Annotated in this window: 15 protein-coding genes; 8 read left to right on the top strand and 7 right to left on the bottom strand. The window is 60.1% G+C overall.

The window, feature by feature from the left end; genetic code table 11:
• Positions 1-82 precede the first annotated feature (82 nt).
• The 3 genes from rnr to dapE are packed head-to-tail and all read right to left on the bottom strand — an operon-like array spanning position 83 to position 3,993.
• Complete coding sequence (gene rnr / locus ACGKZZ_RS00560; protein WP_411221482.1) at positions 83-2,371, bottom strand: ribonuclease R; 2,289 nt, start codon at positions 2,369-2,371, stop codon at positions 83-85.
• Positions 2,372-2,419: 48 nt separating this feature from the next.
• Positions 2,420-2,848, bottom strand: a complete 429-nt coding sequence (locus tag ACGKZZ_RS00555) for a GNAT family N-acetyltransferase (protein WP_411221481.1) — start codon at positions 2,846-2,848, stop codon at positions 2,420-2,422.
• Positions 2,845-3,993, bottom strand: a complete 1,149-nt coding sequence (gene dapE / locus ACGKZZ_RS00550; protein WP_411221480.1) for a succinyl-diaminopimelate desuccinylase — start codon at positions 3,991-3,993, stop codon at positions 2,845-2,847. Before dapE ends, ACGKZZ_RS00555 begins: the two co-directional genes overlap by 4 nt.
• 273 nt (positions 3,994-4,266) lie before the next feature.
• On the opposite strand from dapE, the gene ACGKZZ_RS00545 reads away from it, so the two are divergent.
• Entirely contained in the window at positions 4,267-5,859 is a 1,593-nt protein-coding gene (locus ACGKZZ_RS00545) for a Hint domain-containing protein (protein WP_411221479.1), read from the top strand.
• Entirely contained in the window at positions 5,856-6,935 is a 1,080-nt protein-coding gene (locus ACGKZZ_RS00540; RefSeq protein WP_411221478.1) for a Hint domain-containing protein, read from the top strand. The genes ACGKZZ_RS00545 and ACGKZZ_RS00540 overlap by 4 nt, the downstream gene beginning before the upstream one ends.
• On the opposite strand, the gene ACGKZZ_RS00535 is transcribed toward ACGKZZ_RS00540, so the two are convergent.
• Positions 6,932-7,279 carry a hypothetical protein gene (locus tag ACGKZZ_RS00535; protein WP_411221477.1) on the bottom strand — a complete coding sequence of 116 codons (348 nt, stop codon included), beginning with the start codon at positions 7,277-7,279 and terminating at the stop codon, positions 6,932-6,934. The genes ACGKZZ_RS00540 and ACGKZZ_RS00535 overlap by 4 nt on opposite strands.
• A gap of 26 nt (positions 7,280-7,305) precedes the next feature.
• Positions 7,306-8,133 (bottom strand): 2,3,4,5-tetrahydropyridine-2,6-dicarboxylate N-succinyltransferase, encoded by an 828-nt coding sequence (gene dapD, locus ACGKZZ_RS00530; RefSeq protein ID WP_411221476.1) that lies wholly within the window; start codon positions 8,131-8,133, stop codon positions 7,306-7,308.
• A gap of 148 nt (positions 8,134-8,281) precedes the next feature.
• Between dapD and ACGKZZ_RS00525 the strand changes: the two genes are divergently transcribed.
• From ACGKZZ_RS00525 to ACGKZZ_RS00515, 3 genes are all read left to right on the top strand, one after another.
• Positions 8,282-9,124 carry a TIGR00730 family Rossman fold protein gene (locus ACGKZZ_RS00525; protein ID WP_411221475.1) on the top strand — a complete coding sequence of 281 codons (843 nt, stop codon included), beginning with the start codon at positions 8,282-8,284 and terminating at the stop codon, positions 9,122-9,124.
• Positions 9,125-9,326: 202 nt separating this feature from the next.
• Complete coding sequence (locus ACGKZZ_RS00520; RefSeq protein WP_411221474.1) at positions 9,327-10,349, top strand: aspartate-semialdehyde dehydrogenase; 1,023 nt, start codon at positions 9,327-9,329, stop codon at positions 10,347-10,349.
• A 191-nt stretch (positions 10,350-10,540) separates the two neighbouring features.
• On the top strand, positions 10,541-10,867 hold the full coding sequence (locus tag ACGKZZ_RS00515) for a hypothetical protein (protein ID WP_411221473.1): 327 nt from the start codon (positions 10,541-10,543) through the stop codon (positions 10,865-10,867).
• Positions 10,868-10,879: 12 nt separating this feature from the next.
• Here ACGKZZ_RS00515 and ACGKZZ_RS00510 read toward each other — a convergent pair whose 3' ends face one another.
• Together ACGKZZ_RS00510 and ACGKZZ_RS00505 are read right to left on the bottom strand one after the other, a co-directional pair.
• Complete coding sequence (locus ACGKZZ_RS00510; protein WP_411221472.1) at positions 10,880-13,060, bottom strand: DUF4214 domain-containing protein; 2,181 nt, start codon at positions 13,058-13,060, stop codon at positions 10,880-10,882.
• A gap of 133 nt (positions 13,061-13,193) precedes the next feature.
• Positions 13,194-13,844: a carbonic anhydrase gene (locus ACGKZZ_RS00505; protein WP_411221471.1), complete on the bottom strand. Its 651-nt coding sequence runs from the start codon at positions 13,842-13,844 to the stop codon at positions 13,194-13,196.
• Between the two features lie 143 nt (positions 13,845-13,987).
• On the opposite strand from ACGKZZ_RS00505, the gene ACGKZZ_RS00500 reads away from it, so the two are divergent.
• The 3 genes from ACGKZZ_RS00500 to ACGKZZ_RS00490 all read left to right on the top strand — a co-directional run bounded on the left by ACGKZZ_RS00500 (position 13,988) and on the right by ACGKZZ_RS00490 (position 16,669).
• Positions 13,988-14,371 carry a hypothetical protein gene (locus tag ACGKZZ_RS00500; RefSeq protein WP_411221470.1) on the top strand — a complete coding sequence of 128 codons (384 nt, stop codon included), beginning with the start codon at positions 13,988-13,990 and terminating at the stop codon, positions 14,369-14,371.
• Between the two features lie 61 nt (positions 14,372-14,432).
• A complete protein-coding gene (locus tag ACGKZZ_RS00495; RefSeq protein WP_411221469.1) occupies positions 14,433-15,818 on the top strand; it encodes a leucyl aminopeptidase family protein in 1,386 nt (461 codons plus the stop codon).
• Positions 15,815-16,669, top strand: a complete 855-nt coding sequence (locus ACGKZZ_RS00490; protein ID WP_411221468.1) for an NlpC/P60 family protein — start codon at positions 15,815-15,817, stop codon at positions 16,667-16,669. The genes ACGKZZ_RS00495 and ACGKZZ_RS00490 overlap by 4 nt, the downstream gene beginning before the upstream one ends.
• Positions 16,670-16,673: the final 4 nt, after the last annotated feature.

Below are 16,673 nucleotides of genomic sequence, written 5' to 3'. Positions count from 1 at the left end.
TTTGAACAATCCTAACGCGATTGTTTCCATTTGCGAAGCAATGAAAAACGGGCAAGCGGCGCATTGCCTGATGCGATCCGGATCAGGATTTGGAACGCTGACGCTTGACCTTTCGCTTTGTCTTGGCGTCCTTCTTCCTGGATTTGGCAGCGCTGCGCTTTGGGCTGCCCTTGGATTTGCCCCGTGTGTTGCGCCCCAAGCGGCCCTTGCCCGACCCGCCCGGCAATTCGGCGTCGTCCAGTGTCAGAAGTTGCAGGCCGATCCCGCCGGTGACCGGCGCGGCGTCAAGCAGTTTGACGCGCGCGCGCTGTCCCAGCGTGATGAGCGTTCCGGTATCGGACCCCATCAGCGTGGCGGCATCGGCGTCGAAATGGAAATACTCGTTCCCCAAAGACCGGATCGGGATCAGCCCGTCCGCCCCGGTTTCATCCAGTTTCACGAACACGCCAAACCGCGCGATGCCGCTGATGCGGCCAGTGAATTCCGCGCCGATGCGATCTGACAGGAACGCCGCGAGATAGCGGTCGGTGGTGTCGCGCTCGGCCATCATGGAGCGCCGTTCGGTGTCGCTGATATGTTGCGCGGTGTTTTCCAGCCGCTCGACATCCTCGGGCGATAGCCCGTCCTTGCCCCAGCCATGCGCAGTGATCAGCGCGCGATGTACGATCAGATCGGAATAGCGCCGGATCGGCGAGGTGAAATGCGCATAGCTTTTCAGCGCGAGGCCGAAATGGCCGAAATTGGCCGGGTTGTAATAGGCCTGTGTCATCGACCGCAGCGTAGCGAGGTTGATCAACTCGGCCTCGTCGGTGCCAGCGGCATCGCGCAACAGCTTGTTGAGATGGGAGGTCTTGAGCACCTGCCCCTTTGCCAAGGTAAAGCCCGAGGCGTCGGCGGTATCGCGCAGGCTTTCCATCTTTTCGGGTGGCGGTTCTTCGTGCACGCGAAACAAGAGCGGCGTCTTCTTCGCAATCAGCGTTTCGGCGGCCGCAACATTGGCCAGTACCATGAATTCCTCGATCAGCTTGTGCGCATCAAGACGTTCGGCGAAATCGACCGACGTGACCTTGCCGTTCTCATCCAGCACGATCTTGCGCTCGGGCAGATCAAGTTCAAGAGGCTGGCGGCGCTTGCGGGCCTGAACAAGCACAGTGTAGGCGGCATAAAGCGGGCGGATCACGTCTTCCATCAGAGGCGCGACCTTGTCATTGGGAGCGCCATCCATGCCCGCCTGGACCTCCTGGTAATTGAGCGACGCGGGCGAGCGCATCAGGCCACGGACAAACCGATGGCCCAGCTTTTCGCCATGCGCGTCGATCACCATGCGCACCGCGATACAGGCGCGAGGCACGCCTTCGTGCAAGGAACACAGATCGCCTGAGAGACGATCCGGCAACATTGGCACGACACGGTCGGGGAAATAACTGGAATTGCCGCGCTTGCGTGCCTCTTGGTCGAGCGCGGATCCGGGCGTCACGTAATGCGCCACATCGGCGATGGCGACCCAGACGACATGACCGCCCGCGTTCTTGGGATCATCGTCGGGATGGGCATAGCACGCATCGTCGTGATCGCGCGCATCGGACGGGTCGATGGTGATCAGCGGCATGTCACGCAGATCCTCGCGCCCCGAAAGGCCTGCGGGTTTCATCGCGTCGGCTTCGGCAATCACGTCATCCGGGAAGGTGTCTGGAATACCGTGCTGGTGGATCGCGATCAACGATACCGCGCGCGGCTCTGACGGGTCTCCCAGACGCGCGGTGATGCGTGCGCGCGGCAGGCCCATGCGGCCCTCCGGTCCGGCGTGCTCGGCCTCGACCAGTTCGCCATCCTTGGCACCGCCCGTCGCGTCGGCCGCAACCATCCACTCCTTGTCCGCGCCCTTGTCGATCGACTTGATCCGCCCGCCGTCGGAGCCTTTCTGAAAGATGCCCACGACCTTGCGCGGATTCGATCCGATGCGGCGGATCAGTCGCGCCTCGTAGTTGTGATCTTCTTCGTGCACCACGGTCAGACGGGCAAGGATACGGTCGCCTTCGCCCAGCGCCGGATCAGAGGCGCGGGGGATCACCAGAATGATCGGCTCCACCCCTTCGCCGTGCCATTCGAGCGCTTGTGCGAACAAGTCGCCATCCGGCGTCGGCTCCTTGATCTGCAATACGCTGACCGGCGGCAGGCGGTCGGGATCGCGATAGGTTTTCTTGCGCTTTTCAAGGTGCCCCTCGGCCTCAAGCTCTTTGAGCAGGCGTTTGAGGTCGATCCGCGCGGCGCCTTTGATACCAAAGGCCTTGGCAATCTCGCGCTTCGCGGTGAGGGTCGGGTTGGCGGAGATCCATTCCAGGATATCGCTTTTTGTCGGCAATTTGCTCATGGCTCTGGCGTAGCATGGGATATCTGGCGCGTCATCGTGAAAGTCGCGCTATTCGTGCAGGCGGCGTTCCATCATCCGGTGATCAATGCCAGCGTCGTCAAACACATCGCCATAGGCCGTGAAGCCGAGCTTTTCATAAAACCCCAGCGCGTCGATTTGCGCGCCCAGGATCGCGCGGGTGATGCCCGGTTCACCGCGCAGGATGTCCAGCGCAGCGCGGATCAGCGCCGCCCCCAAGCCGGTGCCACGTGCCGGACCAAGCACACAGACGCGCCCGATCTTGCCGGTATCGCCCATCACGACAATGCGTGCAGCCCCCATCGGCGTGTCGCTCACCTTTGCCAACAGGTGAATCGCGGTGTCGTCAAGTGCATCGCGCTCCAGCGCGGGCGGGACGTTCTGTTCGCCCACGAACACCGTATGACGCAGCGCGTAACACGGCGTGGGATCAAGAACGCGGGTGATCTTGTGGGTCATGTTTCGAAATAGTCTTTCAGGATGCGGGTGTAGATCGCCTTGAGTTGCACGATCTGCTCCACCGACACATGTTCATCGACCTCGTGCATGGTCTTGCCGACAAGCCCACATTCGACAACTGGACAATGGTCTTTCACAAAGCGCGCATCCGACGTGCCGCCAGTGGTGGACAGAACCGGTGTGACCCCCGTTTCGGCTTGCACCGCGTTCGCGACCAGATCAGAGAGCGGGCCCGGCGGGGTGAGGAAGCTCTCGCCCGAAACCTTGACGATTACATCGGTTTTCGTACCGAAGGCCTCATCGACCTTGGCCGCTTCCGCGCGCAGCCAGTTGGACAATTGCGCCCCGGTATGGGCGTCGTTGAAGCGGATATTCACACAGGCACGGGTTTGCGCCGGGATCACGTTGGTCGCGCCATTGCCGGTGTTGATGGTGACAACCGCCAGGGTCGAGGCGTCGAAATGTTCGGTGCCTTGATCAAGCTCGTGCGAAGACAGTATATCCATCAGCCGCGCCATCGCCGGCAGCGGGTTCACGGCGCGGTGCGGATAGGCGGAATGGCCCTGCTTGCCAGTGACGGTGAACCACGCGTTCAAAGACCCGCGCCGTCCGATCTTGATCATCTCGCCCATGTGGTTCGGGCTGGTCGGCTCACCGACAAGGCAAACGCTCATCTGCTCGCCTTTGGTTTGCATCCAGTCGAGCAGCGCGGTTGTGCCATCGACCGCATCGCCCTCCTCGTCACCTGTGAGGATGAGAATGATCGCGCCGTCCGGAGGCGTGCCCCGCACGAAATCCACGGCGGCGGCGGCAAAGGCGGCCACGCCGGACTTCATGTCTGTGCTGCCGCGACCATACATGAAACCGTCTTTGGTTTCGGCTCCGAAGGGCGGCATCGTCCAATCGTCAGGGTTGCCGAGCGGTACCACATCTGTATGTCCGTTGAACCCGAACGTGCGCGGGTGGCCCCTGTCGCCCCAACGCGCGAAAAGGTTGGATATGCCGCCGCGCTCGACACGGGTGCAGTCAAACCCTGCACCTTCAAGCAGCGTTTGCAGCAGCACCTGAGCGCCGCCTTCCTCGGGTGTGATTGACGGGCAGCGTACCAGTGCTGCGGTTAGATCGACCGGATCGGTTTGAGACATGACATGGCCCTTTGCCAGCGTTTGCCCTGTGGCTAGCGTCTTGCAGCGCCAGAGGCAAATGTGGCGAAAAGGACGCAATTTGCGCGCTGTGGCAGTGTTGCGGCCAAAGCGCAGAGATGACAGTGGGTTAGACGCTGTGATACGCTTTCCCCAATAATAAAGAATGTCTTGAGGCAGACAGGCGAAACACGGTTGGCGTGACACGGTGAAAACACCGGCGCGCTGTATCAGACCCGACGCCAGACCCATGCCTTGCGACCAACCGAGGCAGTTATGGCAACCGCAGCAGAGCTTACCTACACCACCAATGCCAGCGCGATGGATATGGCGAATGCGATCTTCGGCACCGGCGTCACGGTCGTCAACGCGAGCTATACCGGCGACAATCGGTCATCGGCGATCTACGAAGACGGCGACGCCCTGTCGCCGGGTGTGACGCCGGGTGACACTGGGGTTATTCTGTCGACCGGCCGTGCTGACGATTTCACGCGGTCTCCGGGGCCGTGGTGGGCCGGTGGCGACGATCCCAATGTCAGCCAATCCACCGGAACGAATACCCGTGGAGAGAACAACAATTCCGATTTCAACGCCGCCGCCGGAACCAACACCTACGATGCCTCCTATCTGGACATAGATTTCATCCCCGATGAAGACACGATGACGATGCGGTTTGTGTTTTCGTCAGAGGAGTATCCGGAATTCACCAATTCGGTGTATCAGGATTTCGTCGGCGTCTGGGTCAATGGCGCGCAAGTGGATATTCTTCCCGGAGACGGCGACATTGATCCCGCCAACCTTAACGATGACGACAATTCAAACCTGTTCATCGACAACTCGGGCGATGACTACAACACTGAAATGGACGGTTTCACCGTTACGCTGACGTTGAAGATGAACGTCATTCCGGGGGAAGTGAATTCGATCCGCATCGGGATCGCGGATGTGGTGGATCAGAACTATGACTCCAACCTCCTCATTGCCGGAGATTCGATCCAGACCGCGCTGATTGCCGAGGCCGATAGCGTCAACATCTACACCAACTCGACCAAGACGCTGGACGTGCTGGACAATGATATCAACAATACCGGCACCGCGCTGACCATCACCCATATCAACGGGATTGCCGTGACTTCCGGCGACAGTGTCACGCTGAACACCGGGCAGGTGGTGACGCTCAATCCCGATGGGACCTTGTCTGTCACATCGGATTCCGATTTCGAGACGGTCAATTTCACCTATGAGGTGGAAAGCGCAAGCGGCGAGATCGATACCGGTTTCGTCACCATCGCCACGGTGCCGTGTTTCGTGGCCGGCACGATGATCCAGACAGAGGACGGTCAGCGGCCCGTCGAGAGCCTGCAACCCGGAGATCTTGTCTGGACGCTGGATCGCGGCTTGCAGCCCTTGCGCTGGATCGGGCAGCGCACGGTCGCTGCTGTCGGAGCCTTCACGCCGGTGCGGGTCAGGGCCGGCACGTTTGGCGATCATGCCAACCTGATGTTGTCACCCCAGCACCGTATCCTGGTGCGTGATCCGCTGGCCGATCTGGTTTTCGGTACTCCCGAGGTTCTGGTCGCTGCCAAGCATCTGATCGACGGGCGCAACATCCTGTCGGTCGAAGGCGGCAGCGTGACCTATGTGCATCTGCTGTTTGATCGCCACGAGATCGTCATGGCCAACGGTCTTGCCACCGAGAGTTTTCTGCCCGGTCCGCAGACGATGGATGCGTTCGAGGACGACATTATCGACGAGATTGCACAACTGTTCCCGGACCTCGATCTGGAGACCGGCGAGGGCTATGGCGATGCGGCGCGTCAGATACTGAAACGGCACGAAGCACGCATGTTCATCGGGGCCGCTGCGTGAATTGGTTCGGCCTGCTGGACGGCATGTCGCAGACGCCGTGGGTGCGCGACGATGTCGAGCAGATCGTGGCGCAAAGGCCGCGCGCCTGTGTCCCCGTGGGGTCGGTCGTGGTCGAGACACGCTTGTCACCCGATGCACGACCACAGACCTTGATTGCCTATCGCCGCAACGACGCGACGCAAGCCAGCTTTTCGCTGATGTCCACGCCTCACGGCAGTGTTGTTTTCGTCATGTCGCAAGGCAATGATGTGGTGCATGAAGTGATCGAGCGCGGCCGCGAAGCGCGCACCGAAACGCTTCAGATCACGGTCAGCTGGGACGTTTCGAAAGGCTTCGGGCGGCTGGTGGTGGCGCGGCCCGAAACCGAACATGTGCTGATCCGCGACTTTACAATGCCGCACGCGCCCTTGCTGTCGGACCTCTTGGCGCTGTCGCGTCCGCAAGGGCTGACCGCGATCGACGCCGACGTGATCTTCGTCGCGCTCTCGACCAAGGTGGAACCGGTCGGCCCAATGCCAACATTGTCGCCCTCTGTCCGGCTTGAAACCGCGCAGGGTTTGCGGATGGCGACAGCACTGAAACAGGGCGATGTGGTGCGTGCGGCCGACGGAACGCTGGTCCCGGTGCTGCACATGGTCAGGCGCGAGGTGCCAAGCCTCGGGTCGTTCCGGCCGGTGCGGCTGCGCGCACCGTATTTCGGTTTGTCGCAAGACATCGTTGTGTCGCGCCACCAGCGGCTTTTGGTGAACGGTCCCGAGGTCGAATACCTGTTCGGCCGCGAAGAGGTGCTGATTCCCGCCTCTGCACTGGTCAACGGCTATGCCGGACATTTCGAGCCTGCGCCGCGGTTTGTGACGTATCACCAGATGCTGCTGCCGCACCATGATGCGGTGCGCACCCCCGATGCGGCGCTGGAGTCGCTCTATATCGGACGCATGCGGCGCGATCGGGCGCAGTTGAGCGCGTCTGTCCTTGGCGACACGCCCAAGGCGCTGCTGCCCGAACACCACCGGGCGGGGTATCAGGTCTTGCGCGCCTTCGAAGCCATTTCACTGGCCGAGGCGCGGGCCGCCTAGGATTTGTCCTTGTCGAAATAGGGTGTGACCTGCGCCACGATCACGGCGTTTTCGGCCAGCGCCTTTTGCATCAGATCGGCCTCGTCCTCGTCGATCTCGTGGCCCTGTTCTTCACGATCCGAACGGGTACCATATCCCGTCACATCCAGCGGCGCCATATCGGCCTGCTTCAGGATCGCGACGGTTTCCCGTACGGCTTCGGCTTCGTCCACGCCGGAAGCATAGCACATGAGACCGGCACCGGTTGACCCGTCCGGCAGGCCGTCACCCGTCTTGCGACCCACTTCGACAACGAGCGTGTAGACGTGGTGCGGTTTTTTCGGCGGTTTGGCTTTGTCGGTCATATCGCACCTGTCCTCGACGATCCGCATCAGTCGCGCAGCAATTCGTTGATACCGGTCTTGGAGCGTGTGCGTTCATCCACGCGCTTGACGATCACGGCGCAGTAAAGATTGACATTGTTCTTGGATGGCATCGAGCCTGCGACGACGACGGAGTAGGGCGGCACTTCGCCATACATGACCTCGCCGGTTTCGCGGTCAACGATCTTGGTCGACTGGCCGATAAACACGCCCATGCCCAGAACCGAGCCTTCGCGTACGATGCAACCCTCGACCACTTCGGAGCGCGCGCCGATAAAGCAATTGTCCTCGATGATGGTCGGACCCGCCTGCATCGGCTCCAGCACGCCGCCGATGCCGACACCGCCGGAGAGGTGCACGTTCTTGCCGATCTGCGCGCAAGAGCCGACGGTGGCCCATGTATCGACCATCGTGCCTTCGTCAACATGCGCGCCAAGGTTCACGAAACATGGCATCAGCACCACACCCGGAGCGATATAGGCAGATTTGCGCACGACGCAGTTGGGAACCGCGCGGAAGCCCGCGGCTTTCCACTGGTTGTCGCCCCAGCCGGCGAACTTGCTGTCCACCTTGTCCCACCAGCCGCCGCCCTGAGGCCCGCCGTCCTGCTGCTCCATGTCCTTGATCCGGAATCCCAAAAGCACCGCCTTCTTGGCCCACTGATTGACGCTCCAATTGCCGTCATCCTGCCTTTCCGCCACCCGCAGCTTGCCACTGTCGAGCGCGTTCAGCGTGTCTTTGATCGCCTCGCGGGTTTCTCCGGTCGTCTGCGGCGTGATCGCGTCGCGGGCATCCCAGGCGGCTTCGATGGCGGATTCAAGCTGTGCGTTCGACATGGGGCATTCCTGAGCAAAGGGTTTGAATGTCTGTCCTATAGAACCCGACACGCCAGATCGCAATGCGCGGCTGGCGGCGGCGCTGTCTCTGGTCACTTGCCATGCGACGCGCTAGGTCTGTTTTGACGCCACCAAGGAACCGATTTTCATGAACGATCACCGCAGCAGCCCTTTTCGTGATGCCGGGCGCGACAGCCGCAAGGCAAGCAAGGTCCCCGATACGCCGCAGACCCGGTCTCCGGCCTATCGCCTGGCGTTTGCCGACAATGAATTCCTGTGCCGCGAAGAACTGCGGCCCGTGCGTTTGCAGCTTGAATTGCTCAAGCCGCAAATGGTGATGGATGAGCATCAAATCGAAAGCACGGTGGTCTTGTTCGGCGGCGCGCGGATACCCCGCCCGTCCGAGGCCGATCACGCGCGCACGAAAACGCTGGCGGAGCTGTCGCATTTCTATGACGAGGCGCGCGAATTCGCGAGCCTGATGACGCGCAAGTCAATGGAGGCGGAAGGCAGGGAATTCGTCATCGTCACCGGGGGTGGCCCCGGCGTGATGGAAGCGGGCAACCGCGGAGCGATGGATGTGGGCGGACAATCCATCGGTCTGGGCATCGTGCTGCCACATGAACAGGCGCCGAACGAATATGTCACGCCCGAGCTGTGCTTCAACTTTCACTATTTCGCCATTCGCAAGATGCACTTCCTGCTTCGTGCACGGGCAATCTGCATCTTTCCTGGCGGGTTCGGCACGCTGGACGAGTTGTTTGAATCGCTGACCCTGATCCAGACAGGCCGGATGGAGCGCGTTCCGTTCCTGTTGTTCGGGCGCAGTTTCTGGGAGAAGATCATCAACTGGGAGGCGCTCGCGGATGCGGGCACGATCAGCCCGCAGGATCTCGACCTGTTCCGCTTTGTCGAAAATGCCGCCGAAGCGGTCGAGATCATCGAGAACTGGGAACCCGCGCCGCCGCGCGAGGACATTCCGGGCCGTTAGACACCGCGACCGGTTGGAATAGCAGCCCCAACACCGTGTCATGGTTGGCGGATCAGTCCCCCAAACCACCTCGCATATTTCGAAAGAAAAGAAAGTGAGGGCCGCAAATGGCCCCCCTTTCGCCGCCACGGCGTGTCCTGTATGAGCCAGCTAAACCCAGCCGCGCCATGACGGGCGGATGGCAGACATAAAGGAGATCAACATGGGCTATAAAGTCGTTGTTGCCGGTGCCACCGGAAATGTGGGCCGCGAAATGCTAAGTATCCTGGCCGAGCGCCAGTTCCCTGTGGACGAGATTGCGGTGCTGGCATCGCGACGGTCGTTGGGGACGGAAGTCAGCTTTGGCGACAAGACGCTGAAGACCCAGGATCTCGATACGTTCGATTTCGATGGCTGGGACATGGCGCTGTTCGCCATCGGCTCCGAGGCGACGAAGAAATACGCGCCCATCGCCGCCAAGGCGGGTTGTGTGGTGATCGACAATTCCTCGCTCTATCGCTACGACCCGGACGTGCCGCTGATCGTGCCCGAGTGCAACGCGGATGCGATCCACGGCTATTCCAAGAAGAACATCATCGCCAATCCCAACTGCTCGACTGCGCAGATGGTCGTCGCGCTCAAGCCTTTGCATGACCGCGCGCGGATTAAGCGGGTCGTGGTGAGCACCTATCAGTCGGTGTCCGGTTCCGGCAAGGAGGCGATCGACGAGCTTTGGGACCAGACAAAGGCGGTTTACAACCCGACCGACAATTACGAGCGCAAGGTCTACCCGAAGGACATCGCCTTCAACGTGATTCCGCATATCGACGTGTTCCTTGAGGACGGGCAAACCAAGGAAGAGTGGAAGATGGTTGCCGAGACGAAGAAGATCGTCGACCCGTCGATCAAGGTCACCGCGACCTGCGTGCGCGTTCCGGTCTTTGTCGGCCATTCCGAGGCAATCAACATCGAGTTCGAGGATTTCCTCGATGAATCCGAGGCGCGCGACATCCTGCGCGAAAGCCCCGGTATCATGGTGATCGACAAGCGTGAAGACGGCGGCTACGTCACGCCCAAGGAATGCGTCGGAGATTTCGCTACCTTCATCAGCCGCATTCGTCAGGACAGCACGATCGACAACGGCATCAACCTGTGGTGCGTGTCGGACAATCTTCGCAAGGGTGCTGCTCTCAATGCTGTGCAAATCGCAGAGGTTCTCGGGCGCGAAGTTCTGAAAAAGGGCTGATCGGCCTGATGTTCCGACAAGGCGCCGCCATTGGGGCGGCGCTTTTTTCGTGCCCGACTGTCATTTCACGGAACGCTTCGGAGTGTTGCGTGTTTTTCACACCAACGGGGGCTCCGAAAGCCTGCCCCATTTTTGCCGCAATTCGCTCGCACCCTTCGAGTGTTGGTACAAGTAATGTGTAAGGTATTGATATGTCAGCGCAGTCCGTCCCGACCGGTTCCGATCAATCGGTCAACATGCCCGTGCCTTTGGACAGCGAAACCGCCATGCTGTTGCGATCTGTGCTCTTGCCGCATTTCGAGCACGCGACGAGCTGGGGAGACTTGTGCAGGCGATTGGCCTCCAAAGGCTACGACATCACCTTCCGCGCCGGTCATCTCGTTCTTACGGACGAAAGCGGCAAACCGGTATGTACGGGTGCCATGATCGGATCCCCGCTGTCGCGCCTCGCCGACCGTCTCGGTCGGCCAAAGCTGCGCAGCGATTGTTCTGGCGCAACCGCCACGCTGCAAAACTGAAGACCGGACCGTTCAGACGAACATGAACGGATCGTCAATTGCGCCGGAGAACTGGAACAGGAAATCCCCGGAGTCAGGATTGATCGCATCCTCAAGATGGCCTTCCGAGGCCTGCAACGCGGCTGCGACATCCGCGACTTCAGACCCGCCAAAGGCGGTGAAAACGTCATTCGCATCACCCAGGTGCGACATCCCGTCGATTGCAGAGAAGTTGACGCCGAGGTTCGCCTTGTTGTCGAGATAAAGGATGTCGTCGGCCTGGGCGCCCCTGATGATCTCGAGAACGAATTGCCCTTGCGTGAAATTCCCCAAGGAGAGCTGGTTCGTCCAGAAATCAAATCCAGCCGCATCAGGCGCACGACCAAGAACGTTGGCATACACTTGGGTGACAAACGTCGCGGTGTCGTCAGGGTCGGGATAAAGGGCACGGGTTTCGTCCTGATCGAAAAAGTACTCTGCGGTCTCTTCGATGGACAACCCCTCGGCGCGCTTGTCCGCCCAGAAGGCCAGTCCGATCGCATCCGGAGCGCGGTTGAAATACGCAGCATAGACCTTGGCCAATTCGATCATGTCCGTCTCGCCAAGTTTGGCGGCATTCGAGAAATTGTCCAAGTCGAAGCTGCGATCCGAGAAGACGATCTCTTCGATATTCGCGAGCACATCGAAATCATTGCCACGCCTGTCGAGCACCGTAATGTCGCCATCCGGCCTGATCGCTACGGTGTACGCGGTACTCGGATCATCATAGACCACGGTGTCTCTGCCGGATTTGCCGTCGAAGGCATCATTGCCCGCGGTATTTAACAACCGGTCGTTGTCGGAGGTGCCGGAGATCAGGTTGTCGCCAAAAGACTCGCGGGTGAGGAAGAGGTCATAGTCATCGGAGGTTCCGTAGGTTCCGCTGCCGGTGGCTTTGAGGTACATCGTTCCGGTCGCCGGCGCGGTGAAGGTCACTTCCGCGCGGTCGGAATCGAGTGAACCCCTGCTTTCAATGCCGTCCATGTCAATCGCGGTCAGTTGGATCGATAGCGCGGATGCTTCGTTCAGCGTGCCGACGGCTTTGTATGTCGCGCCTTCGATCACATCGAACGCGAACACGTCTTCGTCTCTGTAAAAGTCGAAAGACGAGGACTCTGTCGCGCCGAAAGGCAGGCGGCTTGCGGTGGAGACATCACCGGCAACTTCGGACATCAGCGAAATGCGATATGCCCCATTCGGGATCACCTTGATGAAATAGTCGCCAGACTGTTCCGGCGTCACGGCTTGATAATTCCCGCGGCCGAATGCGACGCTCGTCTCTGCAACCCGATCACCATCGGCTTCAACGAAGTCGAGATCCTGTATCTTGCCGGCTTCGTTGACCACCAGGTACGAAACGCCCTGCTTCATTGTGACACCAAACCAGTCAATGTCGCCGAAACCATCGTATTTTTCGGCGATCGTCTCGCCGGGGCGCAGCGAATATGCGGTGTTCTGATTGGCGTTGGGTTCGACTTCAATCGTCAAACGATACTGATCGTTGACGTCATTCGGGCGCGGACGGTTGATGTCGTTGGTCACATACAAGAAATATGTTCCCGCTTCATCGACGGTGAACCCGCGACTGTCGTTTGCATAGTCGCGCGAGACATCATTGTCCTCGCTATCGCGAATGCCAAACGTCGTGTTCCGGTCATTCGTGACGTTGAACACTTGATAGGTGTAACCGGTCTCTAGTTCGACCGCGATATAATCGGTGTCCTTGGCATGATCGAAGACACCATTGAACGTTGCCACCGGAGAAGACGTGACATCCAACGGCAGGCTTTCCTTCGTGTTCGCGTTGTCGCCGATTTCAGAACGCAGGGTGATCGAGTAATCGCCCGAAGTTTCGCCAGTTTTGAATCGGCTGCCCGAGGTTTCAATGTAATAGACGCCATCGGTCGGGACAGTCACGACGGTTTGAACACCGTCCGGGAAAGTGCCCTCGGGACCGGATAATTCTGTTCCGCTGGAGTCGAGGACCGACACAAACGCCTGTCCGTAATCCTGCCTGAACTCGACGACATAGGAGCGATCGGCAAAAAGCTGGACCGGTATCCAGTCTTTGTCGAACTGCTCGAAAGTCGTTCCGTTGAAAACGTCCGCTTCCCGCAGAGGCGTCATGTCGTTGAAGAAGTCGGGGAGATCCGTTGATTCCGTAATGATAGCCATTTCACACACCCACTGAAAAAACTCTGGAACTCCAAAATTCTCACTGATTCGTGATAATGTGGCAACGTTTTAGTTGATTGAGGCTATCGCATGCAGCGATCGCTTGGCGGCGACCGCTGCGCTATGGGTTTGATCAGACTGGGGAAAATGTTCTCGAGACCGGCTCGTAGCTCTCAAGGCTGCCCTCTCCGATATCGGTCCACAAACCGTGCAGGGTCAGGGTGTCGGCTTTGACGGCTTCGCTGATGAACGGAAAGGTCATCAGGTTTTCGAGCGACACGATCACCGATTCCTTTTCCAGCGCGCGGGACTGGTCGGCTTCTTCGGTCGAGGCAACAACCCGTTCGTAACCGGGGCGCAGGATGTCCATCCACCGGCCCACGAAACTCGAAGCTTCCTCCAGATGAGGCGCCTTGCCGGAGCACATGTCGAGACAGCCCTGAACACCACCGCAATTGGAGTGACCCAACACGATCAGGTGCGCCACCTTGAGCGCGGTGACAGCGTATTCGATTGCAGCCGACGTGCCGTGGCGATCGCCATCGGGCTCGTAGGGTGGCACCAGGTTGGCGATGTTCCGGTGGATAAAGAACTCGCCCTGATCCGCGCCAAAGATAGAGGTGACGTGAACCCGGCTGTCGCAACACGAAATCACCATCGCACGAGGGCGCTGTCCTTCGGTTGCCAGACGTTTGTACCAAGCGCTGTTGTCGAAATATGTCGTCGCTTTCCAGCCTTGATACCGTTGGACGAGGTAGGCGGGCAGTGGCTTTGCTGAGTGCATGGATCTGGCCTTGTTTGAGGTCTCTTTCGACTGAGATAGGTCGAAATTGATTGGAATTCGAGAGAAAAACCACTGCGCTGGTTACAGGATCGAAAGACCTCAATGCGATTGAGAAAGAAGGTTGGGGTGAGAAAGGAAAGACGATGGTGGAGCAAATCTCGGTATTGCACCCGCGAGACGCGGCGTATTTCGATGAGGAAGCGCTGAGCGCGCTTAGTCGTGACCTGGGGCCGAGCGTGGCCGAAAATATCTTGTGCCGCGCGCTTGAGGACATCGCCCTGCGGCTGACGCAGATCCGCGAGGATTATGGCGAAGGAGATCAGCGCGCCTTGCGCAAGGGGGTTCGCTCTCTGGTCCCGATTGTGGAACAGATCGGGTTGTCGGGCATCGCCGCGATCGCGCGCGATGTGCTGATCTGCGTCGATCGGGGGGAAGGCGTGGCGCTGGCGGCGACGCTGTGCCGCTTGTTGCGAAGCGGTGAGATGGCGATCTCCTGTGCAGAGGTCGGGGTGGACCTTTCCCTCTGATTCCCCTTGCAGCGCAGCGCCAACGGCGTACCTTTCGCGCAAATCGAATAGGGGATCGGATATGACTGTTGCACTTGCCTCTGCGGACACCGACGCGCTGCCCATACATGTCGTGGATGCGGAGGAGGTGACGCCGTGGGCAGAGCGTCAAGGCGACCGTATTGGCGCGTGGGTTAAGTCCAGCGGCTTCAAGGGCGCGATCGGGTCGGCACTGACGATTTATGGCGCGGAGGGACAACCCGAAATGGCGTTGATCGGCTACGGCACCGGGGCGAAGCGCAAACGCACCCGTTTCGTGCTGGCGGCAGCCATGCCCAAGCTTGCGCCGGGAACGTACCATATTGCCAGCGGCGTGCCCGAGGATCGCCTTGAGCAAGAGGCGTTGGGTTGGCTGCTGGCCGGCTACAGTTTTGATCGCTATCGTGAAAACGGAACGGAGTATCCCACACTCGTCGTGCCAGATGGTGTCGATGCGGATCGCGTGACACATATGGCGAAAGCGGAATTCCTTGCGCGTGATCTGATCAACACCCCGGCTTCGGATATGGGACCGGAAGAGCTTGAATCTGCGGCCCGCGAACTGGCCGCCGCGCACGACGCTACCATTTCGGTCATCATCGGCGACGCTTTGCTGGACAAGAATTTTCCGATGATTCACACGGTCGGACGCGCTTCGACCCGTGCGCCTCGGCTGATTGACATGAGTTGGGGAAACGACGGGCCGCGCCTGACTCTGGTGGGCAAAGGCGTGTGTTTCGATACCGGTGGCCTCAACCTCAAGCCCGGCGCGTCAATGGGGCTGATGAAGAAAGACATGGGCGGCGCGGCCAATGTGCTGGCGCTCGCGCAGATGATCATAGCCTCCGGTCTGAAACTGCGCTTGCGGGTTCTAATCCCGGCGGTCGAGAATGCCGTCAGCGGCAACAGCTTTCGGCCGCAGGATATTCTGACCTCGCGCAAGGGTTTGACGGTCGAGATCAACAACACCGATGCCGAAGGCCGCCTGGTGTTGGCCGACGCCCTGACCCTCGCGGCGGAGGGCGAACCGGATTTGATCGTCTCCATGGCGACCCTGACAGGGGCCGCGCGTGTGGCCGTGGGGCCGGATCTCGCGCCCTATTTCACCGAAGATGATGCGGCGGCGGCAGCGCTCGATCAAGCCGCGCGGCGCGTGGCCGATCCGGTGTGGCGCATGCCGTTCCATGACGCCTACGACGATCTGATCGAACCGGGAATCGCTGATCTGGACAATGCGCCAAAGGGCGGGTTTGCCGGGGCGATCACAGCAGCGTTGTTCCTGCGCCGCTTTGTGACGGAACAGGAACGCTATGTGCATTTCGATATCTACGGATGGAACCCGTCGGATGCTCCCGCTCGCCCCAAGGGTGGTGCTCTCCAGGGTGCGCGCGCCCTCTTTGATGCATTGCCGGACCTGCTGAAACTATGACCGATCGAAGAAACCTGTGGTCGAACGGCACGGTCGCGCATCTCAGCCTTCAGGGCAAGGTGGATGCCGAACAGTTCAGCGAAGGCACGGATCACCGCGTGACACAGGCACCCGCGGCGGCCTTGCGTCGTGCGCCTGATGGCGACCGTGATCGCGAACTTCTTTGGGGGCAGACGTTCTGCGTGCTGGACATCACGGATGGCTGGGCCTTCGGCTTTGCGCGCGCCGACGGATATGCGGGATATGTCTCTGCTGACATGTTGGGCATCAGTGATACGGCGGCAACCCACAGGGTCAGCGTCCGCCACACGGTCGCGCTGTCGGCGCCGAATTTCAAGACGACAAGCGGTGAGCATAGGCTGCTGTCGCTCGGAACGCCATTGACAGTGACCGACAAGACAGATCGCTGGGCCACGATCCAGACTGAAACACAGCACTTTTATGTTCCAACGCCGCATGTGTCGCCGCTGACCGAACACGAGGATGATCCGGTTGCGGTGGCCGAACGGCTGTTGGGTACACCTTATGTATGGGGCGGCAATTCCGCGTTCGGGATCGACTGCTCTGGCCTGGTCCAGATCGCTTGCCGCGCATGCGGTATCGCTTGCCCCGGAGATAGTGATCAACAGGAACTGGTTCTTGGTGACACGCAACCGCGCGGAACCCGGCCTCAGCGCGGAGACGTTCTGTTCTGGGAGGGGCATGTCGGTTGGGTGTCTGACACGGAAACGCTTTTGCACGCCAATGCACATCATATGGCCGTCGCGTACGAACCGCTGAAAGACGCCCTGCGCCGCATCGAAACGCAGGGAGATGGGCCGGTCACGCGCCACGCGCGCCTCACCGTCTAGGCCA

The organism is Marivita sp. S2033, assembly GCF_046592965.1.
Taxonomy (GTDB): domain Bacteria; phylum Pseudomonadota; class Alphaproteobacteria; order Rhodobacterales; family Rhodobacteraceae; genus Marivita.
Note: the sequence above shows the minus strand (reverse complement) of the source record. Positions and strands in the feature narration are given on the sequence as shown.